Source organism: Filomicrobium sp. (genome assembly GCF_025698805.1).
In the GTDB taxonomy this organism is placed as follows: domain Bacteria; phylum Pseudomonadota; class Alphaproteobacteria; order Rhizobiales; family Hyphomicrobiaceae; genus Filomicrobium; species Filomicrobium insigne.
The window spans coordinates 386692-410154 of sequence record NZ_JAILWT010000004.1; the positions used below are offsets into that span (position 1 = coordinate 386692).

23 protein-coding genes are annotated in these 23463 nt (G+C 56.7%); 10 read left to right on the forward strand and 13 right to left on the reverse strand.

Features of this window, described 5'->3' with window-relative positions; translation table 11 throughout:
- Window positions 1-13: 13 nt before the first annotated feature.
- The 5 genes from K5845_RS12805 to K5845_RS12825 all read left to right on the forward strand — a co-directional run bounded on the left by K5845_RS12805 (window position 14) and on the right by K5845_RS12825 (window position 6563).
- A complete protein-coding gene (locus K5845_RS12805) occupies window positions 14-1870 on the forward strand; it encodes an extracellular solute-binding protein (RefSeq protein ID WP_287959144.1) in 1857 nt (618 codons plus the stop codon).
- 35 nt (window positions 1871-1905) lie between these two features.
- Window positions 1906-3024: a microcin C ABC transporter permease YejB gene (locus tag K5845_RS12810; protein WP_046478035.1), complete on the forward strand. Its 1119-nt coding sequence runs from the start codon at window positions 1906-1908 to the stop codon at window positions 3022-3024.
- A gap of 69 nt (window positions 3025-3093) precedes the next feature.
- Window positions 3094-4233 (forward strand): ABC transporter permease, encoded by a 1140-nt coding sequence (locus tag K5845_RS12815; protein ID WP_046480177.1) that lies wholly within the window; start codon window positions 3094-3096, stop codon window positions 4231-4233.
- Between the two features lie 11 nt (window positions 4234-4244).
- A complete protein-coding gene (locus K5845_RS12820) occupies window positions 4245-5882 on the forward strand; it encodes an ABC transporter ATP-binding protein (RefSeq protein WP_287959145.1) in 1638 nt (545 codons plus the stop codon).
- 42 nt (window positions 5883-5924) lie between these two features.
- On the forward strand, window positions 5925-6563 hold the full coding sequence (locus tag K5845_RS12825) for a glutathione S-transferase family protein (RefSeq protein ID WP_287959146.1): 639 nt from the start codon (window positions 5925-5927) through the stop codon (window positions 6561-6563).
- Window positions 6564-6567: 4 nt separating this feature from the next.
- Here the strand turns inward: K5845_RS12825 and K5845_RS12830 are convergent, their stop codons facing one another.
- Both K5845_RS12830 and K5845_RS12835 read right to left on the reverse strand, forming a co-directional pair.
- On the reverse strand, window positions 6568-7494 hold the full coding sequence (locus K5845_RS12830) for a C40 family peptidase (RefSeq protein ID WP_342027528.1): 927 nt from the start codon (window positions 7492-7494) through the stop codon (window positions 6568-6570).
- Window positions 7491-8948: a leucyl aminopeptidase family protein gene (locus tag K5845_RS12835; RefSeq protein ID WP_287959147.1), complete on the reverse strand. Its 1458-nt coding sequence runs from the start codon at window positions 8946-8948 to the stop codon at window positions 7491-7493. Before K5845_RS12835 ends, K5845_RS12830 begins: the two co-directional genes overlap by 4 nt.
- Window positions 8949-9294: 346 nt before the next feature.
- Between K5845_RS12835 and K5845_RS12840 the strand changes: the two genes are divergently transcribed.
- The gene (locus K5845_RS12840) at window positions 9295-10113 is read left to right on the forward strand and encodes a tetratricopeptide repeat protein (protein WP_052743804.1); all 819 of its coding nucleotides are present in this window, start codon (window positions 9295-9297) and stop codon (window positions 10111-10113) included.
- Between the two features lie 123 nt (window positions 10114-10236).
- Here the strand turns inward: K5845_RS12840 and K5845_RS12845 are convergent, their stop codons facing one another.
- The 10 genes from K5845_RS12845 to K5845_RS12890 all read right to left on the reverse strand — a co-directional run bounded on the left by K5845_RS12845 (window position 10237) and on the right by K5845_RS12890 (window position 19498).
- Window positions 10237-11214 carry a type II secretion system F family protein gene (locus K5845_RS12845; protein WP_046478033.1) on the reverse strand — a complete coding sequence of 326 codons (978 nt, stop codon included), beginning with the start codon at window positions 11212-11214 and terminating at the stop codon, window positions 10237-10239.
- A gap of 45 nt (window positions 11215-11259) precedes the next feature.
- The gene (locus tag K5845_RS12850) at window positions 11260-12255 is read right to left on the reverse strand and encodes a type II secretion system F family protein (RefSeq protein WP_090226144.1); all 996 of its coding nucleotides are present in this window, start codon (window positions 12253-12255) and stop codon (window positions 11260-11262) included.
- Window positions 12248-13741 carry a TadA family conjugal transfer-associated ATPase gene (locus K5845_RS12855; RefSeq protein ID WP_046478031.1) on the reverse strand — a complete coding sequence of 498 codons (1494 nt, stop codon included), beginning with the start codon at window positions 13739-13741 and terminating at the stop codon, window positions 12248-12250. The genes K5845_RS12850 and K5845_RS12855 overlap by 8 nt, the downstream gene beginning before the upstream one ends.
- A gap of 40 nt (window positions 13742-13781) precedes the next feature.
- Window positions 13782-15089, reverse strand: coding sequence for a CpaE/TadZ family protein (locus K5845_RS12860; protein WP_052743803.1), 1308 nt, complete (start codon window positions 15087-15089; stop codon window positions 13782-13784).
- A gap of 12 nt (window positions 15090-15101) precedes the next feature.
- The gene (locus K5845_RS12865; protein ID WP_046478030.1) at window positions 15102-15824 is read right to left on the reverse strand and encodes a CpaD family pilus assembly protein; all 723 of its coding nucleotides are present in this window, start codon (window positions 15822-15824) and stop codon (window positions 15102-15104) included.
- 22 nt (window positions 15825-15846) lie between these two features.
- Window positions 15847-17481, reverse strand: coding sequence for a type II and III secretion system protein family protein (locus tag K5845_RS12870; RefSeq protein ID WP_046478029.1), 1635 nt, complete (start codon window positions 17479-17481; stop codon window positions 15847-15849).
- Between the two features lie 40 nt (window positions 17482-17521).
- Window positions 17522-18325 carry a Flp pilus assembly protein CpaB gene (cpaB, locus tag K5845_RS12875; protein ID WP_046478028.1) on the reverse strand — a complete coding sequence of 268 codons (804 nt, stop codon included), beginning with the start codon at window positions 18323-18325 and terminating at the stop codon, window positions 17522-17524.
- Window positions 18326-18480: 155 nt separating this feature from the next.
- The gene (locus K5845_RS12880; RefSeq protein WP_287959148.1) at window positions 18481-18990 is read right to left on the reverse strand and encodes an A24 family peptidase; all 510 of its coding nucleotides are present in this window, start codon (window positions 18988-18990) and stop codon (window positions 18481-18483) included.
- A 57-nt stretch (window positions 18991-19047) separates the two neighbouring features.
- Window positions 19048-19218, reverse strand: coding sequence for a Flp family type IVb pilin (locus K5845_RS12885; protein WP_082101079.1), 171 nt, complete (start codon window positions 19216-19218; stop codon window positions 19048-19050).
- A gap of 106 nt (window positions 19219-19324) precedes the next feature.
- Window positions 19325-19498, reverse strand: coding sequence for a Flp family type IVb pilin (locus K5845_RS12890; RefSeq protein WP_076605303.1), 174 nt, complete (start codon window positions 19496-19498; stop codon window positions 19325-19327).
- A 564-nt stretch (window positions 19499-20062) separates the two neighbouring features.
- Between K5845_RS12890 and K5845_RS12895 the strand changes: the two genes are divergently transcribed.
- The 3 genes from K5845_RS12895 to K5845_RS12905 all read left to right on the forward strand — a co-directional run bounded on the left by K5845_RS12895 (window position 20063) and on the right by K5845_RS12905 (window position 21992).
- Window positions 20063-20569, forward strand: a complete 507-nt coding sequence (locus K5845_RS12895) for a pilus assembly protein N-terminal domain-containing protein (protein WP_046478026.1) — start codon at window positions 20063-20065, stop codon at window positions 20567-20569.
- Between the two features lie 191 nt (window positions 20570-20760).
- Entirely contained in the window at window positions 20761-21336 is a 576-nt protein-coding gene (locus K5845_RS12900) for a TadE/TadG family type IV pilus assembly protein (protein WP_287959149.1), read from the forward strand.
- Window positions 21333-21992 (forward strand): TadE/TadG family type IV pilus assembly protein, encoded by a 660-nt coding sequence (locus K5845_RS12905; RefSeq protein ID WP_287959150.1) that lies wholly within the window; start codon window positions 21333-21335, stop codon window positions 21990-21992. Before K5845_RS12900 ends, K5845_RS12905 begins: the two co-directional genes overlap by 4 nt.
- Before the next feature lie 17 nt (window positions 21993-22009).
- Here the strand turns inward: K5845_RS12905 and K5845_RS12910 are convergent, their stop codons facing one another.
- On the reverse strand, window positions 22010-22870 hold the full coding sequence (locus K5845_RS12910) for a metal-dependent hydrolase (protein WP_076605302.1): 861 nt from the start codon (window positions 22868-22870) through the stop codon (window positions 22010-22012).
- A 232-nt stretch (window positions 22871-23102) separates the two neighbouring features.
- On the opposite strand from K5845_RS12910, the gene K5845_RS12915 reads away from it, so the two are divergent.
- Window positions 23103-23453, forward strand: a complete 351-nt coding sequence (locus K5845_RS12915; protein ID WP_287959151.1) for a hypothetical protein — start codon at window positions 23103-23105, stop codon at window positions 23451-23453.
- Window positions 23454-23463: the final 10 nt, after the last annotated feature.

A 23463-nucleotide genomic window follows, 5' to 3' on the forward strand; every position in this document is an offset into this window, starting at 1 on the left:
AAGAGGTGAACGGATGAGGGCAAACTGGAGGCGACCTGGGCGGCACAGCACGTGGGTAAGCTTCGCCATTCTGATCGCGGTGATTGGGACCGCGGTTGCGGAACCGGCCCGCGCCAGCGGTCCGACCCATGGACTATCCGCCTTCGACCAGCTCAAGTATCCGCCTGATTTCAAACACTTCGACTACGTCAATCCCGACGCTCCGAAGGGGGGGCGCCTTGCCATGATCGGCACGGCCGCGCGCGTCACCTTTGACAGCTTCAATGGATACATTTTGAAGGGCGATCCGGCGCAAGGGCTCGAATACCTGTTCGATAGCTTGATGGCGCGTGCCCTTGATGAACCCGACGCCGTTTATGGACTGGTGGCGAAATCCGCCGAGGTCGCCGACGATAATCTCTCGGTGGTTTTCCATCTTCGCGAAGAAGCAAAGTTCACCGATGGCTCCCCTGTCCGGGCCGAAGACGTTGTGTACTCCTTCGAAGCGCTGACCAAGCTAGGGCATCCCAGCTACCGCATCAGCCTGCGCGACGTTACGAAGGCAGAGGCTCTCGATCCGCTGACGGTCAAGTACACGTTCCAAGGCGAACTCACGCGCGATCTGCCCATGACAGTCGCGGCGCTGCCAATCTTTTCAAAGGCATACTACGAGACACAACCCTTCGACCAAACGACGCTCAAACCGCCGCTTGGCTCGGGCCCCTACAAGATCGGTCCGTTCAAGGCCGGTACATTCGTCACGTACATACGGCGCGAGGACTATTGGGCCAAAGATCTGCCCGTCAATCGCGGGCAGTACAATTTCGGTGAACTGCGCTACGAGTATTATCGCGACCGGCAAGCGGAGCTTGAATCTCTTCTCAACGGCTCTTTCGATTTACGCGAAGAGTTTACGAGCGTTAGCTGGGCAACGGCTTATGATGTTCCCGCCGTGCGAGAGGGCAAGATCATACGCATGTCGCCGGAAGACAGCCGGCCTTCCGGCACGCAGGGCTTCTTCTTCAATACGCGACGGAGCAAATTTTCCGACCCGCGAACCAGACATGCAATAGCACTGGCCTTCGATTTCGAGTGGGCCAACAACAACCTATTTTACAATCTTTACAAACGCACCACGAGTTACTTCGAGAACTCGGACATGAAGGCGTCTGGACCGCCAGGCCCCGCGGAGCTCGAGCTCCTTGAACCCTACCGAGCCCAGCTTCCGCCCGAGGTGTTCCAGGAGGCTTACGTCCCACCCCTCAGTGACGGATCGGGTAAGGACCGCAAGCTTTTGCGGCAGGCCGCGGCATTGCTCGATGAAGCCGGATGGAAGCTCCAGGGTGGTGTCCGCCGTAATGCCAAGGGTGAACCGCTGGAAATTGAATTCCTGACATTCTCGGAAGCGTTTTTGCGGATCATCGGCCCTTATGCCGAAAATCTGAAACTGCTGGGGATCAACACCTCCACGCGCTTAGTGGACGGCTCGCAATATCAGCGGCGTATCGAGGACTACGATTTCGATATAACGACACAACGTCTTGTCTTGCGGCTCACGCCGGGCGTCGAAATCAAGAACTACTGGGGCTCCCAAGCCGCTGAAACCAAAGGAACGCCCAATCTCGCGGGCATAGCCAATCCGGTTGTCGATGCGATGATCGACAGAGCGCTCACCGCCAAGTCGCGGGCAGATTTGGTTGCGGCGACGCGAGCCATGGACCGGGTCATGCGCGCCAATCATTATTGGGTCCCGCACTGGTACAAGGCCGAACACAACCTAGCCTTCTGGGACAAATACTCGTGGCCCAAAATCAAACCGAAATACGATCGAGGCGTTATCGCAACGTGGTGGTATGACGCCGAGAAAGCTGCCAAGCTGCAGCGCAAATAACTCCAACCCTCATTCGAAGGACAGCATCACAGACGATGGGCGCATATCTTCTCAAACGCATCGCTCTGATCCTGCCGACGATGTTCGGGATCATGTTCATTAGCTTTGTCATCATCCAGTTCGCTCCTGGCGGGCCAGTCGAACGGGTGATTGCGCAATTGACTGGAACGGATGTGTCGATGACCTCGCGCATCTCGGGAACCGGCGGAGATGGGTTGGGTGGCGCCAGCAGCACCCAGACGGGGCACGGTTCCTCGGAAAGCGTTTCATCGAAATATCGCGGTGCGCAGGGGTTAGATCCCGAATTCGTCAAGAGCCTTGAGAAGCAGTTCGGCTTCGACAAGCCCGCGCATGAACGCTTTCTGATGATGATGTGGAACTATCTGAGGTTTGATTTCGGGAACAGCTATTTCCGCGATGTACCTGTGCTGGATCTGATTGCTGAAAAGCTACCGGTATCGATCTCGCTTGGCATCTGGATGACGCTGCTGACGTATCTGATTTCCATTCCTCTCGGCATCCGTAAGGCTGTGAAAGACGGCGAACCCTTTGACATCTGGACCTCCGGCGTTCTCGTCATCGGCTACGCCGTGCCGGGCTTTTTGGTTGCCGTTCTCCTGCTTGTTCTTTTTGCCGGTTCCTCATTCTTCCAGTGGTTCCCTTCGCGGGGGCTGTTCTCGGAAAATTGGGCTCAGCTTTCGCTGTGGGGTAAAATTCTAGACTATTTCTGGCACCTGACGCTGCCAATCATCGCGATGGCGATTGGCGCCTTCACGACGATGACGTTCCTGACCAAGAACTCGTTCCTCGATGAAATCCGAAAGCAATACGTGCTGACCGCGCGCTCGAAGGGCCTCAGCGAACATCAGGTGCTGTACCGGCATATCTTCCGCAACGCGATGCTCTTGATCATCGCTGGCTTTCCCGGCGCGTTCATTCACGCGTTCTTCTCGGGCAGCCTGCTGATCGAAACGATTTTTTCCTTGGATGGCCTCGGCCTTTTAGCTTTCGAGTCCATCGACAAACGCGACTACCCAGTGGTGTTCGCGACACTCTACATCTTCGCTTTGCTTGGATTGGTGGTGAACATCATCTCTGACTTCGTTTACACCATGGTCGACCCCCGCATCGATTTCGAAAGCCGGGAGGTATAGGCCGTGGATGCACTCAACGAAGAAGAACGCGACGTCGCAGCGGCGACACCAACGGGCGGCTCATTCGCCTTGTTCGCGCCGATCTCGCGACGGCTGAAGCCAACGCCAGTCAACATCCGTCGTTGGCAGAACTTCAAAGCCAACAAACGCGGGTATTGGAGCCTCTGGCTCTTCCTGGTCCTGTTTTTCATTTCGCTCTTCGCAGAGTTCATCGCCAACGACCGACCGATCCTCGTCAGCTACAAAGGCGAGTTGCTGGCTCCGATCTTTATCGACTATCCGGAAGAGAAGTTCGGGGGCTTCTTGGCGATCACCGACTATCGAGACCCCGTAATCATCGAAGAGATCGAAGCTCACGGCTGGATGCTGTGGCCGCCGATCCGCTATTCCTACAACACCATCAATCGGGACTATCCGCGCCGTCAGGGCCCAGACGGCCTCTGCCTCGGATACCCAGCACCTCCGCCTTGGGCGTCGCGCGCACCCTTGTGTGAGACGACGCCGGAGCAGCTCGCGCGCTTCAATAATATTTGGAATACAAACTGGCTGGGGCTCGACAACCAAGGGCGAGACGTGTTGGCGCGCGTCATATACGGCTTCCGGGTTTCAGTGCTCTTCGGGCTTATCCTCACCATCCTATCGTCCGCGATTGGCGTGGGGGCCGGCGCGGCACAAGGCTATTTCGGTGGCCGAGTCGACCTCATTTTTCAACGCATGCTGGAGATCTGGTCGTCGATCCCATCGTTGTTCGTTCTGTTGATCATCTCGTCGGTTCTAGTGCCCGGGTTCTGGACGCTTCTTGGTACATTGCTGTTGTTCCAGTGGGTGTCACTGGTGGGGGTGGTGCGTGCCGAGTTTCTGCGGGCCCGAAACTACGAATACATCACAGCCGCGCGTGCGCTTGGGCTCTCGAACGTCAGCATCATGTGGAAACACATGCTGCCCAACGCGATGGTCGCAACGCTCACGTTCCTTCCGTTCCAACTTTCCGGATCAATATCGGCGCTGACCGCGCTGGACTTCCTGGGCTTGGGACTACCACCGGGTTCTGCCTCGCTCGGGGAGCTTCTCTTGCAGGGCAAGAAGCATTTGGAAGCTCCCTGGCTGGGACTTACGGGCTTCTTTGCGCTGGCCATCATGCTGTCGCTGCTCATCTTCATCGGTGAAGCCGTGCGCGATGCCTTAGATCCTAGAAAAACCTTCAGGTAGTGGCCAACGACATGAACCACGTCGAAACCCTTGTTCAGGTCCGCCACCTCTCCGTTGCCTTCAAGTCCGGAGAGGAGACGAAGGTCGCCGTCGACCGCGTCTCCTTCAAGATTGGTAAGGGCGAGGCCGTGGCGCTCGTTGGAGAATCCGGCTCCGGTAAAACGGTGTCGGCACTGTCTATTCTTCGCCTCCTGCCTTACCCGGCGGCATCGCATCCGACGGGCGAGATCTTCTTTCGCGGCAAGAACCTGCTGGCTGCCTCCGAAGATGAAATGCATGGCATTCGTGGTGCCCGTATTTCCATCATCTTCCAAGAGCCGATGACTTCGCTCAATCCGCTGCACACGATCGAAAAGCAGGTGGGCGAAGTCCTCAAGATTCACCGTGGAATGGATGACAAAGCGGTGCGTGCCCGCGTGCTAGAGCTACTGCACAAGGTCGGGATCAACGAACCGGAAAAACGGCTCAACGCTTATCCGCATCAGCTCTCGGGTGGCCAACGTCAACGCGTTATGATCGCGATGGCGTTAGCTAACGAGCCAGACCTCCTGATCGCGGACGAACCAACGACCGCCCTCGACGTTACGATTCAAGCCCAGATCCTCGAACTCCTGAAGAGCCTATCGCGGGAAATGGGTATGGCCCTGCTTCTCATCACCCACGACCTTGGGATCGTGAGGAAGATGGCCCAGCGCGTCTACGTTATGAAGTCTGGCAAGATCGTAGAAGAGGGCCCTACCGAAGCTCTGTTCAATGATCCGCAACACGCTTACACGCAGCAACTGCTCGCCGCCGAACCCAAAGGTGAACCCGCCCCATCGGACGAGCGTGCTCCGGTGGTGATAGAGACGGACAACCTCAAGGTCTGGTTTCCGATTAAGTCGGGTTTGCTCCGGCGCACCGTTGACCACGTCAAGGCTGTCAATGGGCTGTCTCTGAAACTGCGCGAAGGCCAGACGTTGGGTGTCGTCGGGGAGTCAGGGTCCGGCAAGACGACCTTGGGATTGGCGTTGCTGCGGCTCATCTCATCTGAAGGCCCGATAGCGTATATTGGCAAACGGATTGACGGGCTGAACTCTCGCCAGATGCGCCCCCTTCGTAAAGACATGCAGATTGTTTTCCAGGACCCCTACGGCTCATTATCACCGCGCCTCTCGGTGAGCCAAATCATCGAAGAAGGGCTGCTCATTCAACAGCCGAGTTTGAATTACGACCAGCGGCGCGAGCGTATCGGGCAAGCCCTGGAAGAGGTCGGCCTCGATGAAAACAGCCAGGACCGCTACCCACACGAGTTTTCAGGCGGGCAGCGTCAGCGCATCGCGATTGCGCGGGCCATGGTGCTCGAACCGAAGTTCGTCATGCTCGATGAACCAACGAGCGCGTTGGACATGAGCGTGCAGGCACAGATTGTTGATCTGCTTCGAGATCTTCAGAAGCGGCGCAATCTCGCGTATCTCTTCATATCCCACGACCTTCGGGTCGTTCGGGCTTTGTGCAGTTACATCATAGTCATGCGCAACGGGAAAGTGGTGGAAGAGGGGCCGTCCGAGCGGGTCTTCAAAGAACCAAAGGAAGCTTACACCCGTGCGCTTCTCGCTGCAGCGCTCAATCTTGAAGTCGTTCACGAAGAAGCCTTGAGCGACAATTAAGCTTGCTCCGCAGTTTTCGTAGATGAGCCGCCGGATATAACGATGGATGGGAATAGCAGTGATTTAATCCATTACCATGCCCCGCGAACCCGATCTGGGGCGATCCGTTGGCTGTTCGCAGAACTGGACGTCCCGCACGACCTCAAGCTGATGAATCTGGCCAAAGGAGACCATAAGACGCCAGAGTTCCTGGGCATCAATCCGATGGGCAAGGTGCCCACCGTGGTTCACAAGGGGGTTGTTATTACCGAGGCCCCAGCAATCTGTGCTTATCTCGCTGATGCGTTTCCGGCTGCCGGCTTAGCACCTGCTACGGATGATCCGGCACGGGGCCGCTATTTTAGAGCCCTGTTCTTCTATTCGGGTTGTGTCGAACCGGCCGCTGGTGATCGCGCGTTGAAGCGTGAGCCGGGACCTTCTAGCCAAGTCGGCTATGGCACATTTGAATCGATGATCGAGGGACTGAAAGACATTATCGGTTCAGGTCCCTACATCTTGGGCGAGCGTTTTACGGCTGCCGACGTCATGCTTGGCGCGGGTGTTGGATACCTAAGCGACTTCGGGCTGCTTCCTAAGGATCCCGTTTTCAGCAGCTACGTTGCGCGCGTTCGTGCACGGCCGACGTATGCCCGCACCACGGCGGAAGAAGAAACGTTGTTGGCAAAGCTCGCGGCTGAGTGAGCGTTTAGGCCGTGACAGACGTCAGGCGTTTGATGGCAGTAATCTTCGAACCGCCTCTGGCTATCCGTTCCACGGCTTCAGGCAATGTTTCGACGGTGACCGCCATGTGATGCGCATTGGCATGCAGCAGCATGATGCCGTCCACCAAGATGCCGACATGGCCTGCCCAGAAAATCAGGTCGCCGCGCAGAAGACCATCAAGATCCTCCGGGACCAAAACGTTGGCACCCAGTTCCGCCTGCTGCATGTCGCTGTCGCGCGGAGCGGATATTCCTGCCGCTTCAAGGGACAATTGAACCAGTCCCGAACAATCAATTCCCAATCGCGTTCGGCCGCCCCAAAGATAAGGCGTGCCAATAAAGCGCTCGGCGACTTCGACGAAATCGCGTGAAAATGCACCTTCTTCGGCAACGTGCCGCGAAACTACGTAGCCGCCCGTTTTCAGCTTGCAGAACTGTTCGTCCATGTCGGCAATGGCGAAACCGCTATTCAGGCTGAGATGGGTCAACGGCGGTGATTTGATGTCTGGTTCGGGATAGATGAACGTGCCAAGCGCACGGACCTTGTGCGTAGGCCATTCGACGTTCTCGGACAAAGCATCGGCGCGCACATAGCCCACATAACGATCGCGCACGAGTTGCACCCACGCCCAACCATCCGCAACGTCATAGACGACAACCACTTCGCCAAACAGCGCTTCTGTGTCGACCGGCGCGTTCGGCTGCGGATGGCGCCGCACCATTACGCTGGTGTGGCGGACCTGGGCCCAGTCGCCATCGACGTAGCGCGGGGCTTGGACCAGATTGCGTATGTTGTTCGCCGCAAGATCCTCGCGATAAGCATTGCGGCGAGGATCGAGCATGTTCTCACCGGATGCAGGCACCTGAGGTTCCGGCTTCACAACCAAATCGGTGGTGGTCGTCGTGCTCACGAGATCGTCTCCCGTCTAAGAGCTTCAAACACAGCACGTGCAGATTGCGGCTCGCCGCCTTTCGGTCCCAATGGTCGCGCGGAGGGCCGCCAACCATACAGATCGATATGGGCATAGCGACGGGCCCGGGAAACGAAGCGATTCAGAAACAGAGCCGCCGTGATTGCTCCGGCAAAGGACCCATCTGAGACGTTATTCATATCGGCAACTTCGCTTTCGAGGTTGCGTTCGTAACCCGGCCAGAACGGCATGCGCCAAACAGGATCACCCAAAGCTTGCCCTTGAGCCAACACGGATTGGGCAAATCGGTCATCATTGCAGAAGAATGCCGGCAAATCTGGCCCTAATGCGACACGCGCCGCGCCGGTCAAAGTCGCAAGAGAAACAGTGAGGTCCGGCGACTCTTCGTCAGCGAGACTCAAGGCATCGGCCAGGACGAGTCGCCCCTCGGCGTCCGTATTTCCGATTTCGACGGTGCGACCTGAACGGCTTGTGAGTACGTCGCTAGGGCGGAAGGCATTGCCTGCAACAGAGTTTTCGGCGGCCGGAATAAGGATGCGTAGGCGAATATTGAGTCCTGCCGACATGATCATATGGCCGATGGACAAGGCAGTCGCTGCGCCTCCCATGTCCTTCTTCATCAACAGCATACCAGCTGCCGGTTTGAGGTCGAGGCCGCCAGTATCGAAGCAGATGCCCTTGCCGACCAGGCAGATCAACGGTGTGTCGGAGCCAGCGGTGGGCGGTTGCCAGCGCAGATCGATCAACCGTGGCGCTCGCGTACTTGCGCGACCAACGGCGTGGATCATCGGCAGGTTTGCGGAAAGAAGGTCATCTCCAACGGTCGTTGAAATTTCAGCTTTGTGGCGCGTGGCCAGAGCGCGTGCGGCTGCTTCCAGTTCGTCCGGGCCTAAATCGCTGGGTGGCGTATTGATCAAATCCCGCCCCAACCAAACCGCTTCGACGATCGCGCGCACCTTTTTAGCGTCCGCGCCGACCGGAATTTGCAGACGCGGTGCGGGATCAAACTCACCACCACGATAGCGCCGGTAGCGATACGCCCCCAGACCCCAGGCGATGGCCGCTAGTTCATCCGCCTCGCCGGTGCCCGCTAGCGCGTAGTCACCTGGCGGCAAACTCGCCGCAAGCTGCCCCACGAGAAGATCCGCGGGGCCACACGGCTCTCCCGGTTTGCCGCCTGCTTTTCCTGTGCCAAGTACGACGCCCGCAAGTGATCCGTTGTCCGCCGGAAGCAACGCTTGGCGCCGCACGGTGCCCTTAAAGCGCTGCGCTTCGAGCCATCGGACATGAGCCGCATTGGACGCCACTTTATCGGGTAACGCATCATCGGAAGTCAGCCAAATCGGCGTTCCTGGCGTGAGTTCGGCACCTTCCGCCGAAAAAACCCTGTCAACGTCAGGGATTTGCCACCGGCCAAGTTCGTTTGCGCTCATAATCGTGCTCCAGCCTTAACTCGTAGCCTCGGTATTCCGGCTTCTCTGTTTGAGCCTTTACCGCTGACCACTGCGGTTTGTTTCGTACGCGCAGTCTTAGCACGACTCGCAATGGCAGCGGGGCATGTGGACGCGGCCATGCTCGCCCCGAGTACAATTAAGCCTTTGTTGACCGGCGTCTCAGATCCTGACGAACAAGCACAGTGATTCGCATCTGCGTGATGTTCATCAAAGGATCAAGTACATGGTGCACCCCTGGGGGCTGATCATACCTCGCCCAACCGGCTCAATTCTGTGCGCCGTTGCGGCCGGACTTTTAGTGAGCGGATGCGCTCAGAACGGTGCAATGCCAGGGGCCGATTTACTGGGTGAGGCAACGGCCTTTACACGCCCTGCGCCCAAACCTGCGCAAGATGGGGTCGTCACTGAGAAGGAACTTGCGGAAGCTACGGGCTATTGGGGCGAGCGTTACGCCAAAGCTCCCACCGATCTGGAAGTCTCGTTAAATTATGCCAAGAACTTGAAGGCGATGGGCCGCAAGCAGCAAGCCCTCGCCGTGCTGCAACAATCAGGCATGTTCCACGCCGATAGCCGGGAACTCGCCGGTGAATATGGCCGGCTCGCGCTCGATCTTGGCCAGATGAACGTCGCCGAAAAATTGCTGGCCTTCGCCGATGATCCGGCAAAACCTGATTGGCGCGTTATTTCTGCCCGGGGTACGGTGCTGGCCAAACAGGGTAAGTATGCAGAATCAATACCCTATTTCGATCGCGCTCTGACGCTCAAGCAGAATCACCCTTCACTGCTTAACAACCTTGCGCTTGCCCACGCTATGACAGGCGATGCGAATAAGGCCGAGGGGCTGTTGCGCCAAGCCGCCGATGCCGGTGCTAGCGAAGCCAAGATCCGGCAAAATCTCGCATTGGTCCTGGGCCTTCAGGGCAAATATCAAGAATCCACACAGATCGCTTCCCGCGACATGCCAGCGGATACCGCAGCAGCCGACACGGCGTATTTACGCAAGCTTACGCAGCTAGCGCCTGTAGCCCCTTCCAAAGGTGGCGATGTGCAGGTTGCCAAGGTGCAATTCAAGGGAAGCGCTCTGCCCAACGATGCGCTATCAGGCTGGAACTCGCAGGTCGTCGCGGCGGACGCGCGCCAATAGAAGTTTCTACGCTGAGCGTATTGCGCTTCAGAAACCGTATTTAACAATCCAAGCCGAAAGGTACCCGATGATTAGTAACGGGTGCCTTTCGGTTTTCCTGTTTTTGCCTAGCGAAGGCCGAACCTACTTCATTTCCATCAGCGTGATGCCCGCAGGGCCGAGAATGACGAGGAACAGAACCGGCAGGAAGAATACGATCATCGGCACCGTGAGTTTAGGTGGCAGAGACGCGGCCTTCTTCTCAGCGTCGGACATGCGCATATCGCGGTTTTCCTTCGCCATCACACGAAGCGCCTGCCCAACCGGTGTACCATAACGTTCAGCTTGGATGAGTGCGGTGCAGACGGCCTTCACACCGGGCAGCCCCGTGCGCTTACCGAGATTTTCGAAGGCCTGCCGACGTTCACCGAGATAGGACAATTCCGCGGTCGTGAGCGACAATTCCTCCGCCAACTCGAGCGACGTGGCTGAAACCTCGTTAGAAACCTTCCCGAAGGCAGCTTCAATCGACATACCGGATTGAACGCAGATCAAAAGCATGTCGAGAGCATCGGGAAAGGCAAGCTTGATCGCCTGCTGACGCTTCTGAATCATGTTCTGAACGAAGAGGTTGGGCACGTAATAGCCGATGAATCCGATGGTCAGAGCAATGAAGAACTTGACCATTGGCGGATATGACAGCTTCATCACAATGAAGATGTAAAACAGCGCGACCAGGAACAAAATGATCGGCATCGCGACGCGGAAGAACATGTAGGTCACCAGTGGTGCCTGTCCTCGTAGGCCCGCCATCTTCAATCTGGCGCGTAGCTCTTCGCTATCGAAATGCTTGCGTAAGTTGAGCTGGTCAACAATCTGTTGCATGTAAGTTTTCGGGGCCTGCCGACGCATTGCGCCGCCCTGGCGGTCCTTGCCCAGGTCGGCAATGCGCTGCGCGCGCATTTTATCCCGTTCAACTGCCATCACCTTCATGCGCTGCGACGTGCGATCGCGTGACAAGATCGGCAATGTGAGTGTCAGGACCGTTGCAAAGGCTGAGATGGCCGCAAGCGCAGTCACGATAAACTGCGGGCGCGCTACGACATCAATGAAATCCATCATGGCGAAATCAAAGTCCTTTGTCGTTCGTAGTCCGCAGGGAAAACTCTAGTATTTGAAGTTGATCATCTTGCGCATGACGAGCACGCCGCACGACATCCAGAGCAGGCCGATGATGATGAAGAAATTGCCTATCCTGGTGGTGAAAAGCGGTTGAATGTATTCGGGCGATGCGAGGTAGGTCATGATCATGACACCGGGCGGCAGACACGCAAGAACCGCAGCCGATGTCGTTGCCTCTGCCGATAGCGCCTTGACCTTCATTTTCATGCGAATGCGATCTCGCAGAACGCCCGAAAGGTTCCCTAGCGCTTCGGACAAGTTTCCGCCCGCCTGTTGCTGAATGCCGATAACGATCGTCAAGAACCGAACTTCAGGAAGAGGCATGCGCTCCGCCAAACGCTCCAGGGCGTCAATTAGCGTGACACCGATACGTTGCTGCTCGACGACTTCACGAAACTCACCTGCGATTGGTTCGGGGCTCTCGCGCGCGATGATCTGAAGGCACTCGTTGAGTGGCAGACCGGACTTCATACCGCGTACAACCACATCAAGGGAGTTGGCCAATTCCGTAAGGAACTTCTGCTGACGCCGGCTTGTCATTTTGGAGACAAACCAGCGCGGGATGCCGAACAATCCGACAAACCCTGCAACTAAGGCAACGATCTGCATCAATAGGGTCATGCGGAATGACAAGATCACCGCAAGCGCACAAACCAAGCCAACGACGGCGCTTGTGATCCAATACGTCTGCGGGGTTATGTCGAGACCGGCCCGCTGCAAGCGCAGGCGGAGAGAGATCTTCTCTTTTTTCTTCTGGCGTTCGTCTAACTCCTTGAGCGTTTCGGCCACCTGTTTACGCCGGTTGGCCGCCTGCTCAGCTGCGTTGCGCACCCCAATCCTGTTGACATGGCCTTCCGCAACGGTCGCGAAACGTTTTTCCGTCTTACGGTCGCCGGCAAACATCGGATAGAGAAAGACGAACATCAACGCGGCGACGGCCACGCCACCGATCAGAGGAATTGCGAGATCCGGACTAGGCATGAGCGTCTCCCATAGGAGCCCCATGCTCATCCTTGACCTCGGAATTGGCTAGAGCTTCTGCGAGGCGATGATGCTCTCCGTAGTATTCCGCGCGCTCCCAGAAGCGCGGGCGGGAAATACCCGTCGATCTGTGACGACCTGTGATTTTGCCGTTGGCGTCTTCACCCAGCACATCGTAGACGATGAGGTTTTGTAGTGTGACAACCTCGCCTTCCATGCCGAGTACCTCGGTAATATGGGTCACCTTGCGCGAACCATCGCGTTGGCGTGAGGCTTGGATGATGATATCGATCGAACCGGTGATCATCTCACGGATCGTATGAATCGGCAGCGCAAAGCCACCCATCATGATCATGGACTCCAGTCGGGAAATCGCCTCGCGCGGCGAGTTGGAGTGGAGGGTTCCCATAGAACCGTCGTGGCCGGTGTTCATCGCCTGCAGCAAATCGAACGCTTCGGGGCCGCGCACCTCGCCGACGATGATGCGCTCGGGGCGCATGCGCAGGCAGTTTTTCACGAGATCGCGCATGGTGATTTCACCCTCGCCCTCAAGGTTGGGCGGGCGCGTTTCGAGACGTACCGTGTGTGGCTGCTGGAGCTGAAGCTCTGCTGAATCTTCGCACGTAATGATGCGTTCGTCGTGATCGATGGAACCGGTTAGACAATTCAGCAACGTCGTTTTACCGGAGCCCGTGCCGCCTGAAATGAGGATGTTGCAGCGAACCCGGCCGATGATTTCCAAAATGGTTTTCGCGTCAGGAGAGATCGAACCGTATTGAACAAGCTGCTCAAGCCGCAAACGATCCTTCTTGAATTTACGAATGGTGAGTGCCGGGCCATCGATCGCCAGCGGTGGCACAATAACGTTGACGCGTGAGCCATCCGGCAGACGCGCGTCGCAGATCGGACTCGACTCATCGACGCGACGTCCGACCTGGCTGACGATGCGTTGACAGATGTTCATCAACTGCAAATTGTCCGCGAAGCGAACGTTGGTCATCTTCACCTTGCCGGCGACTTCGATATACGTCGTCGACGCGCCATTGACCATGATGTCGGCGATATCATCGCGCGCCAGGAGCGGTTCCAATGGGCCGTAACCCAGCACGTCGTTGCAGATGTCTTCGAGCAATTCCTCCTGCTCGGCGATCGACATCACGACGTTTTTGATCTGGATGATCTCGGCAACGATATCGCGGATTTCTTCTCGTGCTGCGGCTCCATCAAGCTTGGCGAGCTGGGTCAAGTCGATGGTATCGATCAGCGCGTTGAAGACCGTGGTCTTGACATCGTAGTACTCGTCGGAATGCCGGCGCTGCTTCGTTTCCATATCGACGGCTGGTGCGGCGGGCTTTGGCGCAGGTGCCACCTTTGCAGTTTGGGAAGGCGCCGCCTGGCGCGCTGGTGCATGCGGCACGGGCGACGCCGGTTGCGGCGCGATCTTGCGCTGCGTACTTGGCGTATCATGGTTCCGCTTGCCGAACATAACCGGTCGTTCTCCTTGGGATTCACGTGGCACTCAGGTCTCAGCGACCGAGCTTGAGCTTTTCCAACAGTGGGGCGAAAGGCGATTTGCGCTCGTGACGCACTTCCTGCCGGTGGGCGAGCCGCATGGCCAAATCGCGAAAGTTCTGCACGGACTTTGCCTTTGCGTTCATTTCCTCGATCATCTGACCGTTGTTCGCTGCTTGACCGAAAGTCTCGGTATCGAACTCGATTTCAGCCGTCGCGACGAGCTCCAAGGCCTGTTCGAAGTCACGCGTAGAAATCTCAGGACGCTTTGGCATCTTCGTCATATTGAGGACAAGCTGCGGCGGGCTGTCGTGACGGCGTTCGGCACGGAGCAGTTCAACGATGTTTTTAGCGTTGCGTAGATTGGCAAGGTCGGGCGAAGCGGTGATGACGACCTCGTCGGCCTGCAACAACAGACGTTTGCTCCAATCCGTCCAAGTGTGCGGTATGTCGATGGCGACGTAAGGAACGTTTTGGCGAACAACGTCGACGACCTGATCGCAGGCCTCCGCGTTCAGATTAAAATCGCGATCAAGAACCGCTGGTGCTGAGAAAATCGAAAGATGCTCGGAGCATTTCGTCAGCAGGCGATCGAGCAAAACCTCATCGAGACGTTCCGGCGTCACCAACGCATCGGCCACACCTTGCATAGGGTCCTGGTTGAAATCCAGGCCGGTGGTGCCGAACGGCAAATCCATGTCTGTGATGATGACGCTCGACTGCAGCGCTTCAGACAATGCCCACGCTGTGTTATGGCAAACGGTCGAAGATCCGACGCCGCCTTTGGCCCCAATGAACGCGTAGACGTGGCCGACGGGATCGGAGTCAGGATCATTGTAGAGATTAGAGATGCTCTCCATCACCTGTAGCGCCCCTATGGGGGCTAGCAGGTACTCGCTGACCCCGCGTTTGAGGAGTTCGCGGTACAGTATGACGTCGTTAAGCTGACCAACGATGATGACTTTTGTTCCGGCGTCACAACTATCGGCAAGATGATCGAGTTCGGCCAATAGCTGGGCGCCCTCCGCGCCCGACTCTATGATGATCAGGTTCGGGGTCGGGTTTTCCTCGAAGTGCGCAATGGCGGCGGGAATACCACCCATGTTGATCGATACGTGCGCCTTCGACAGGCGACGATCTTCTGCTGCGGTCTGGAGCGTCTCGGCAACCAACGCGCTCTCGCAGAATGCCTGGATCGAAATGCGTGGAATGGGACGCGCGCGATCCGCGAGCAGATCACGAGCGCGGTCCGCTGCATCCAACACTTCGTCGATATCCAGAGAAACGTGCGGTTGTTGCAGAGAATGGGCCTGGTTCGACATAAACGTTACGCCTCAGTTGTCACCCGTGGTGGAGATTTTTTCGTCTTCCGACTTCTTCGCGGCTGTCGTGTCGCCCTTGACGTATTTGGCCCACGTTGTATCGCGGCGTTCGGAAGAACGCGGTGTCATATTCCGCGGCCCCAGAAGGTCGGCTGGGTTAGCGACCTGGACAGCGAAATTGCGTTGGGTGGCGCAGCCAAAGTTTGGATACGGCAGGTTGGCGGGTTCGCGAGCCAGGTTCGTCGTCCAATCTCCGCATTCCGGTGCGTGTGCGACATACTGAAGATATGACAAGCGGATCGGCGGATCGCCCCTGCCCTCAACGTGGATCGCCTCGACCGAAATATCGCTGTCGGGGATCCCTTCCCGCGTAAGAATGTAGCGAATTTCCTGAACCGCATTCATAACGGCCACCTCGTTGGGTGCTCCACTCGGAGCATTTATGACGAGGCGGCTGTTACCGGCATCCGTAGCGCGAAAATGCGCATAGAAGTTCAGGACGCGCGCCCGCTGTGTTGGCGACAGGCCAGACGAGCCGCGTGGAACGCGGATGCTCATGCTCGTTGGTTCCTGCGACACCATAATTGGATGACGTTGTGCGGAATCGATCATTGCCCACCCGGCGATACGCGTGCCGGGATCGCTCGGCCGGCACCCGGCGAGCGCCAGCGTCGCCATCGCTGCGACCAACGCCACGCCGGCACCGCGGGGCATCGTGTATTTGAAAGACGTCATTGTCGTTCTCCTCGCGTGCCCACTATTCAACGATGAACCCGTAATCGCCCTTCAGTCCGCCATACGGGATCTCGGGGCCGCGGCCGTAGATACGGTTTACATGTCCAAGGAAGTTGGCCCGACGATCCGTCGCGTCGCCTAGGCCGTCCAGCGGACGCGCCAAGTCCTTCCGTGCGGTCGGACGTACCATGTAGGGCGTAACGATGACGACGAGCTCGGTTTCTTCCTTGATGAAATCGCGGCTGCGGAACAGCGTGCCGAGGACCGGCACATCCTTGAGACCGGGAAAACCATCAATATTCTGACGGGTACTCTCCGATAACAGGCCGGCCAGTGCCAACGACCCACCCGACGGCAACTCCACCGTCGAATTCGCTTGGCGCTTCTGTAAGGCTGGGATCTGAAGCCCAGAGATTACCACAGCCCCTTGGTTGCTCAGCTCCGAAACTTCGGTTTCAATCTTGAGGCTGATGCGGCCTTCCGACAGAACCGTTGGAGTAAAGGAGACACCAACACCAAATTCCTTGAAGACGACGCTGGTCTGGCCCTGGCTATCAACGACCGGGATCGGAAATTCGCCGCCCGCCAGAAACTTCGCTGGCTCGCCGGAGATCGCGGTCAGGTTCGGCTCCGCCAATGTGCGGACCAGCCCGTTGCGTTCGAGAGCCCGCAAAGCGTGTGTGATGCGGTTACCACCAGCCGACCAGCCACCTGATACACCATTGTTGGTGTAAGCACCGTTGATGGGACCGTTGGTAGCGTAATTACACAGCGCACCGACACCGCACGCCACATCCGGCTTACTTGGGTCCCCTTCAGTTGAGAACCCGGGGATTGGCAACCCACCAAGACCCGCTGCCACCGTCAACGGCAGCATATTTTCAGTGAGGATGTTGGTCGAAAAATTTCCGGAGTTGATCGCAGCACCGATGTTGATACCGAACTGCTTCAGCATCGAGCGCTGCACTTCCGCCACAACGACGCGCAGCATCACTTGTTCTTCGCCCTCGACCTGGAGAAGGTTGATTACACCACTCTTTTCGTCGTTCTTCTGCACAAACGTCTGCGTCGTGCCCTCTACCTTCGACATCGTCGTCGTGTCGAACTGAGCCGTTACGAACTGCCTGGCGATATCGGCGGCACGTGATGCATCGGTGGGAGCCCGGACGTGCCCCGTGAGAATTACCGTCTGATTGATCATTTCCACTTTGATCGCCGAACCTGGGATCAAGCGGTTGAGCATGTCTTCAAGGCCAGCGGTTTCGCGCTCGACGAAGAGTTCCAGCGTGGCGAATTGCTCGCCGTTTGCATCAAAGAAAAATGCGTTGGACTCACCAATACGCCGTGCCAGCAAGAAGACGCGGTTGCTTGAAAGGACAACGGCGTCGACGGCCTGGGGGTTGGACACGAGTACGTCGCGAACGTCCCGGGGAAATTCAACGAGCACCGACTTGCCGAGACCAAGCCGAATATTGCGTCTTACAGGCCCCACGTCGGCATCAGAAATACTAATGACGGAGCTGTGCGCAAAACCTCCGTTCGCGTAGTCACCATTCGCTTGCACATCACCGATGGCTCCAACGACGAAGCAGGCGGCAACAAGTGCCACCAACACCGTCAGAGCTGAGCTCAAATTTTCTTTCAGCGTTACTTGCATATTCTCTCAAGGCCTTTTCACGAGCTCCCCGGTGGGGTGACTAGTTGACGCCATACGCACGTGACTTCACTCCGTAACGCAGCACTTGAACTGAGTTGGAACGGTCGCGATTGAGGGCATTGCCCGTCAAATTTTGACCTTCCGAATTTAGATCCGCGATTGATCGCAAGGAGAGCGTGATTTCGCCCATCGAGTTGGCGAGAGCCAAAAGCTCGGCTTGCCTGGGCGTTAGCTCCAGAGTCGCAGTCGTATTGTTGCTTGCTTCCGCCGTCTTCTTGCCGGGGACCTGCTCAAGCTGCTGGCCGATTGCCAGGACGCGGACATTGCGGAAGAGGGTGTCACTGACGTGCTCATCCGTGTTGGTACGCCCACGAACGCGCCGGATGAGGATCACGTCGACATGATCGTTAGGCAGAATCAGTCCGCCCACCGCCGTCTTCTGCTGAATGCTGGTGGAGACCGCGCGCATGCCCGCTGGCAGGATCGCTGCCAACACACCGCCCTCGCCGACTTTGATCAATTTCTTCGCGGTGATCGGCTCACCGGCAATGATCGGCATGCGGGCGACGGATCCGGAGAATTCGCTCTTCGCCTGTTTGTTGCTAATTGTGATGAGGCCTTCACGAACTCCGTCGGCGGGCCAGGCTTGCCACTCGAAGCTCTGCTCGTTCACGATGTCGCCGAGACGAATATCATTGCGCGCGACGAGCACCTGGGTGGTGTTGATCGCGACTTCCTTGGTCCTGGTCTCCGGCTCACGATTGACGATTCCGCGCATCATCATAAAGGCGGTAAGGCCGGCAACACCCGCAATCGCAATACCAATAATCTGAGCCTTCTTCATTGCGCAGTGGATCCTCTCGGCCGACGAGCTTGAGCTCGATTCAAGGCCGACTTTGCGCCACAAACGTCAATGGAGGATTAAGCGTCGCTCTATTTCGAAGCGATCGGCATCAGCTCACCGGCCAGGGCTATGTGTCTGTAAACGCCGGGTTAACGTCAGGCGAGGATCAATGCATATAGCTTGGTCGCGGGGAAGGCGATAAGCGTCGCCGCAGAGATGGCTATGCCGTAAGGGATGCCGCAATCGCGCTGGCGCAAGCGTGTTGCCCATACAGGAACAAGCGGAGGGAAAAGCATTTCCGGGATGCGGCGATAGAGCAGTATCGCAACGGCAAGTACGCCACCAAGGATTGTAATGTAAGCGAAGTATGGCACTATTTGACCGATGCCCAACCACAGCGCCCCGGCTGCCATCAGCTTTGCGTCGCCCCCGCCAAAGGTGCCCGTGGCGAACAGTATGATGCCCAGAACGAGGACGGCGAAGCCAGCCGCCAGATGCATCAATGTCTCTTCCAGACTCAAGCCCGCAATCGGAGCGATAACCAGAAAGAGGGCAAACAGGACCAATGAAATATGGTTTGGGATGGTCATCGTGAACAGGTCGCTCAACGCTGCCAGAATCATGGCCGCGGGGAAAGCCAGCAACAGCAAGTACGCGATGGACACTCCGAAAACTCCGTGTAACTCCACGCTCACCGAGCACCGGAGAACTCTATTGAAGGGTCAGCCCGGGAATGCCGCGATGACCGTTCCATACATGTCTATGAGAAGCTGACGGAGCGGCGACATAGCACCGGCAACTCCGACTGCAATAATCCCGGCAATCAAACCATATTCGATGGCCGTAGCGCCTTCGGTCGATCTGCAGAACTGCTTTAGGCACTTCAATATCATGCTGTGTCCTATTCATCGATCTGTAGATCACCGAGCCACCCGCCGCGGGGCGGATGGCTCCCATTCAACCGACGGCAGATTCGTTCTGAGAGGCTGTCGTAAATAATCAGCCTGCGGTTTTCAGCGCGTCAGAGATACGTCCGAAAATTCCGGTCAGTTCGCCTTGCAGAATATTCAGGGCACCAATGATGCCGACGCTAACGAGGGCTGCGATCAAACCGTATTCAATGGCCGTGGCGCCGGACTCGTCGTTCGCGAAGCGCGAAACAAAATTCTTCATGACTACTCTCCCAACTGTACAGATGCTCATTTCTCTATTTTGTGCCCGAACGAGGCGATGCCTGTTGCGTTCGAACTTCTGGGACATTAACCGGCGCGCTCTTAATCCCAAGTTAAAATCACAGCATATCAAATATATGAACGCCTGTTAAATAATAACGCATCCAGTATTCAGATTAACCAACGCTGTAATTTCATTAAAACCAACCTCAGTACAAAATCATATTCACAACCATTACATGAAAATTCTAGTTTTTTTTCGCAATTTCATCCATAATTTTTCGTTAAGCGAGGAAATAAGTAAGATCAACCACGATGGAGTTTCATGAAGCTTCAAATTAAATACATATTTCGCTCAATGGCAGCGATGTTTGCCTGATGCAATTCCAGACCGCCGCGTCGTCATGCCATCGAAAAGATCGGTCTATTCCGATCGTTCGCCGATGATCTCGATGTTCCCTCACGTCGTCATCTACGAGATGCGGTCCAACCTGAGACGCCCATTTGCTAATCCTTCACTTTTTGCGGCTCTAATCCGCGCTAGCACCGCGGAGGTTTAAAGATCATGTCACTGCCAGCATCGCCGGTTGAGAGAACGCTTCTTTTTATGGGGGCGGTGGTCGCGTTTTGCCTGGCGGCACTGATCAGCGTTCCGCATGCGGGGGCCGGTAGCGATTTGATCGTTCGCTATGATCAATCGCAACTCCTGCGGTTGCCTAGGCCTGTGAGTGAGGTGATCATTGGAAATCCGTCGATCGCAGACGTGGCCGTCCAGGGGCCGGATCTGCTTGTCGTGACCGGCAAGACCTTCGGTGTGACCAACGTCATCGCGCTGGATCAGCAACGCAACGTCATTCAAGATCAGCGTATCATCGTCCAGCGCGATGAAGCCCGAGTCGTCAATTTACATAAGGGCAGCCAACGGCAATCGTTTACGTGCTCGCCCAATTGCACACCGACGATCACCATCGGCGACGACAGCGACTACTTCGAAACGATTTCAAAACATGCGAAGGATAAGATGAAATTCTCCGAGCAAAGTCTCGGGGCGAGCGCCGACAGCTTGCAGTAAGAACGCGGAGCATTGCGTTTCTTGGGGACGCTGAGCTTGAGCTTTACGCCAGAGCTGGCTTGAGCCACCGGCCGTGCTCTTACTTTTTTAACCAAGCGTCGTCACTGCTCGATTTTTCAAGATTTATTTCATTCTTCGCATCCACATTCAGCACCTTGAGGGGAACCTTCTAACCGAGCGAGCCCAATGTGATGCGTGGCGACAATCGTCTGCATAGGCTGTTTCGACGCCCTGCGGCGGGGCTCCAGCGATGGGGCACTGACGTCCGGGGCGCAACTGCCATTGAATTCGCGATTATTGCGGTACCGTTCTTCTTGTTCATTTTTGGCATCATCGGTACGAGCCTACACTTCTTCACCGTAAGCACGCTCGAGCAAGCCGTTGAAAGCGCCTCTCGAAAGATTCGCACCGGACAAGCTCAGACAGACGGCGTCACCCTTGCCGAATTCAAAGAGATGATTACTGAGCAAGGCACGGGCCTGATAAAGTCGGGACATCTCAATCTTCACATCCAGAAATCATCCGATTGGACGGACCTTGTTCCTGTTGCGTGTCTCGACGGGCGTGGACGTCTGACGCCGCCAACCGGCAGCCCTAGTGACAGTGTCCAGGACTACGCGAGTGGGGCCGGTGAAGTCATTCTCGTTACGGCTTGCTACGAGTGGGATCTAGCGCAGCCCCTCGCGTTCTTGGGATTCGGCAACATGGCGAATGGGTCGTCGTTGATCCGTACCGCGACGACGTTCAGAACGGAGCCCTACCAATGATGCCTGGCTTTGAACGGTTTGTTTCACTGCTTGGAGGCCGCAGCGCTGCCGGGGCACCTATACGCGCTATCACGGCGCTATTCCGTAAGGCCGGCTTAAGCACCAGCGGCGGCGCGGCGGTCGAATTCGCTGTCATCGCGCCACTCTTGCTCGTGTTGCTCATGGTTGTGGTGGAAGGCAGTCGCGCAATTGAACTCGACCGGCGTTTCAACCTCGTTACGTCGATGACGGGTGACCTTGTATCGCGCGAACAGGACATGGGCTCAGACCCGGCCGCAACTGTGAAAGGAATCATGAACGTCATCGATCATGTGATGGGCGTCGGACAAGGCGATACGTTGGAAGTTGAGATTATCCCGGTCATGGGCTTTGGCACCGACGGGACCGATACACGCACTTATGCTCCGGCCTATAAACGTGAAAAAGACGGGTCCATCACAGTCTCGAAGCCTAAGTGCACACCCTACGAACTACCGCCAGGCATCGTTACTGAGGACAGCACCGCCATCGTCGTCAAGTCATCCTACCGATATATTCCGATGGCCGTTACCAAAACGGCTTTTCCGCCCATGACGTGGGAGCAAACGGCGACACACAGCCCGCGGCACGGTTGCGTCGATTTCCAAGGAAATAACTGCGCGGTAAGCTGCCAATAAGTGGCTGCGGCCGGATCTCACTCCGTTTCCGCGTTCGGCGCCTGACGGGATGGCGTGTCCGCTCCCGCGGGCATCACAGAGCCTGTAACGAGCGAATCTTTCGTAGATGGCAGTGCGTCAGAAGTACCTTCGTATCCGGCGCTTGTCAGCAGCAATGGCCCTTTGATCAGGCCGAACCATTTGTCGTGCGGCAGCATGCGTTCATGCAGTCCTGACCACATATCACGCGACGTAATGTGCTCAACGAAAGCCGACGTGGAAGGGGTTAGAAAGGCAATCATTAGCGTTGCAACAGCCAATGCAGTCGACTGCGCTGGATATCGCTTATCGACGATTTTCAATGCCGTACCGAACGAGTTCTTCAATCGATTCCCCATGAAATCGACCGAAAACATCTCATCCAGAACGAGGTGAACAATATACCCGGCCAGCATAAAGCCCGCGCCAAGCCAAGCCACTCCTTCGTGAAACCCTAACATGTAACGATAGAGAATAGCGGTCACGAAGCCCCAAAACACACCCGCCAGTATCGAGTGCCAAACGCCTCTGTGGATTGCAAAGTAGTGGAAGACGTTATGCACCCCATAGCGCACGAAAATCAGTGCGCCGAGCCAGAGTATCCAGAGTTCTGCAATTGAGTAGCGCGTCGCGCCAATAAACAACACACAGAAAGAAGCGAAAATCGCGATCCCCGAAAACAATATCCGGCTCGCTCGTGAATCTTTCAGGTCAATGTCGGGAAGCACGGACCCTGCGACCCCGGCAAGGGTGACGGCGATCAGGCTCGAATGGTCGATGACATTTGCGGCGAGCGTCAGGGTGGCAAGCGCACCCGATGCCACGGTGCCGACGGCGATATGGGTGGCATAGTTCGCCATGGGTCTCATCCTCGCGTAAAAATGCCAGCTTCTGCAATCCGTGCCGAGCGACGTCGCTCGCGCCAAACGCGCTTTGCGCCACTTCTCACTTTCGAGCAGATTCGCTTCGTTTTGGGGAGAGTGCGGACTGTTCTGTGCGTGATGGGGGCTGGATAACTCAATATGGCTGGCCCAATCGCCAAGGTAGCCCTAGATTCGCGTTGGAATAAGCTATCTGCGGAAGATAAGCCTCATGATGCTTCGCCTTGTCTCGCCTCTTGCCATCGTAGCCCTGGTAGGCATCCTGTCAGATGCGGCGCACGCCGATGCCCCTTATGTCGGCAAATGGGCCGCGGCAGACCTTTCCTGTAAGGACGAATCTATAGAACTTGAAGATCGTGCTCTGCACGGGATGGAGAACATGTGCCGGTTCGTCAAAATCGATAGGAATGATGCGCGCCGCTACTCGGTTGACGCTACCTGCCAGGGCGAGGGACACCGAGAAGAACACCGTCGCTTTGTGATCGATGTGATAGATGCCAATGCGATCGTCATGACTTACGCAAACGGTCGGCCGATCCTGTACAGACGTTGTCCACGGTAGAACGCGCGCT

Coding starts and splice junctions, on each gene's coding strand:
- K5845_RS12805 (WP_287959144.1), top strand. CDS start 14: ATGAGGGCAAACTGGAGGCGACCTGGGCGGCACAGCACGTGGGTAAGC.
- K5845_RS12810 (WP_046478035.1), top strand. CDS start 1,906: ATGGGCGCATATCTTCTCAAACGCATCGCTCTGATCCTGCCGACGATG.
- K5845_RS12820 (WP_287959145.1), top strand. CDS start 4,245: ATGAACCACGTCGAAACCCTTGTTCAGGTCCGCCACCTCTCCGTTGCC.
- K5845_RS12825 (WP_287959146.1), top strand. CDS start 5,925: ATGGATGGGAATAGCAGTGATTTAATCCATTACCATGCCCCGCGAACC.
- K5845_RS12835 (WP_287959147.1), bottom strand. CDS start 8,948: ATGAGCGCAAACGAACTTGGCCGGTGGCAAATCCCTGACGTTGACAGG.
- K5845_RS12840 (WP_052743804.1), top strand. CDS start 9,295: ATGCCAGGGGCCGATTTACTGGGTGAGGCAACGGCCTTTACACGCCCT.
- K5845_RS12845 (WP_046478033.1), bottom strand. CDS start 11,214: ATGATGGATTTCATTGATGTCGTAGCGCGCCCGCAGTTTATCGTGACT.
- K5845_RS12850 (WP_090226144.1), bottom strand. CDS start 12,255: ATGCCTAGTCCGGATCTCGCAATTCCTCTGATCGGTGGCGTGGCCGTC.
- K5845_RS12855 (WP_046478031.1), bottom strand. CDS start 13,741: ATGTTCGGCAAGCGGAACCATGATACGCCAAGTACGCAGCGCAAGATC.
- K5845_RS12860 (WP_052743803.1), bottom strand. CDS start 15,089: ATGTCGAACCAGGCCCATTCTCTGCAACAACCGCACGTTTCTCTGGAT.
- K5845_RS12865 (WP_046478030.1), bottom strand. CDS start 15,824: ATGACGTCTTTCAAATACACGATGCCCCGCGGTGCCGGCGTGGCGTTG.
- K5845_RS12870 (WP_046478029.1), bottom strand. CDS start 17,481: ATGCAAGTAACGCTGAAAGAAAATTTGAGCTCAGCTCTGACGGTGTTG.
- cpaB (WP_046478028.1), bottom strand. CDS start 18,325: ATGAAGAAGGCTCAGATTATTGGTATTGCGATTGCGGGTGTTGCCGGC.
- K5845_RS12885 (WP_082101079.1), bottom strand. CDS start 19,218: ATGATATTGAAGTGCCTAAAGCAGTTCTGCAGATCGACCGAAGGCGCT.
- K5845_RS12890 (WP_076605303.1), bottom strand. CDS start 19,498: ATGAAGAATTTTGTTTCGCGCTTCGCGAACGACGAGTCCGGCGCCACG.
- K5845_RS12895 (WP_046478026.1), top strand. CDS start 20,063: ATGTCACTGCCAGCATCGCCGGTTGAGAGAACGCTTCTTTTTATGGGG.
- K5845_RS12900 (WP_287959149.1), top strand. CDS start 20,761: ATGCGTGGCGACAATCGTCTGCATAGGCTGTTTCGACGCCCTGCGGCG.
- K5845_RS12905 (WP_287959150.1), top strand. CDS start 21,333: ATGATGCCTGGCTTTGAACGGTTTGTTTCACTGCTTGGAGGCCGCAGC.
- K5845_RS12910 (WP_076605302.1), bottom strand. CDS start 22,870: ATGGCGAACTATGCCACCCATATCGCCGTCGGCACCGTGGCATCGGGT.
- K5845_RS12915 (WP_287959151.1), top strand. CDS start 23,103: ATGATGCTTCGCCTTGTCTCGCCTCTTGCCATCGTAGCCCTGGTAGGC.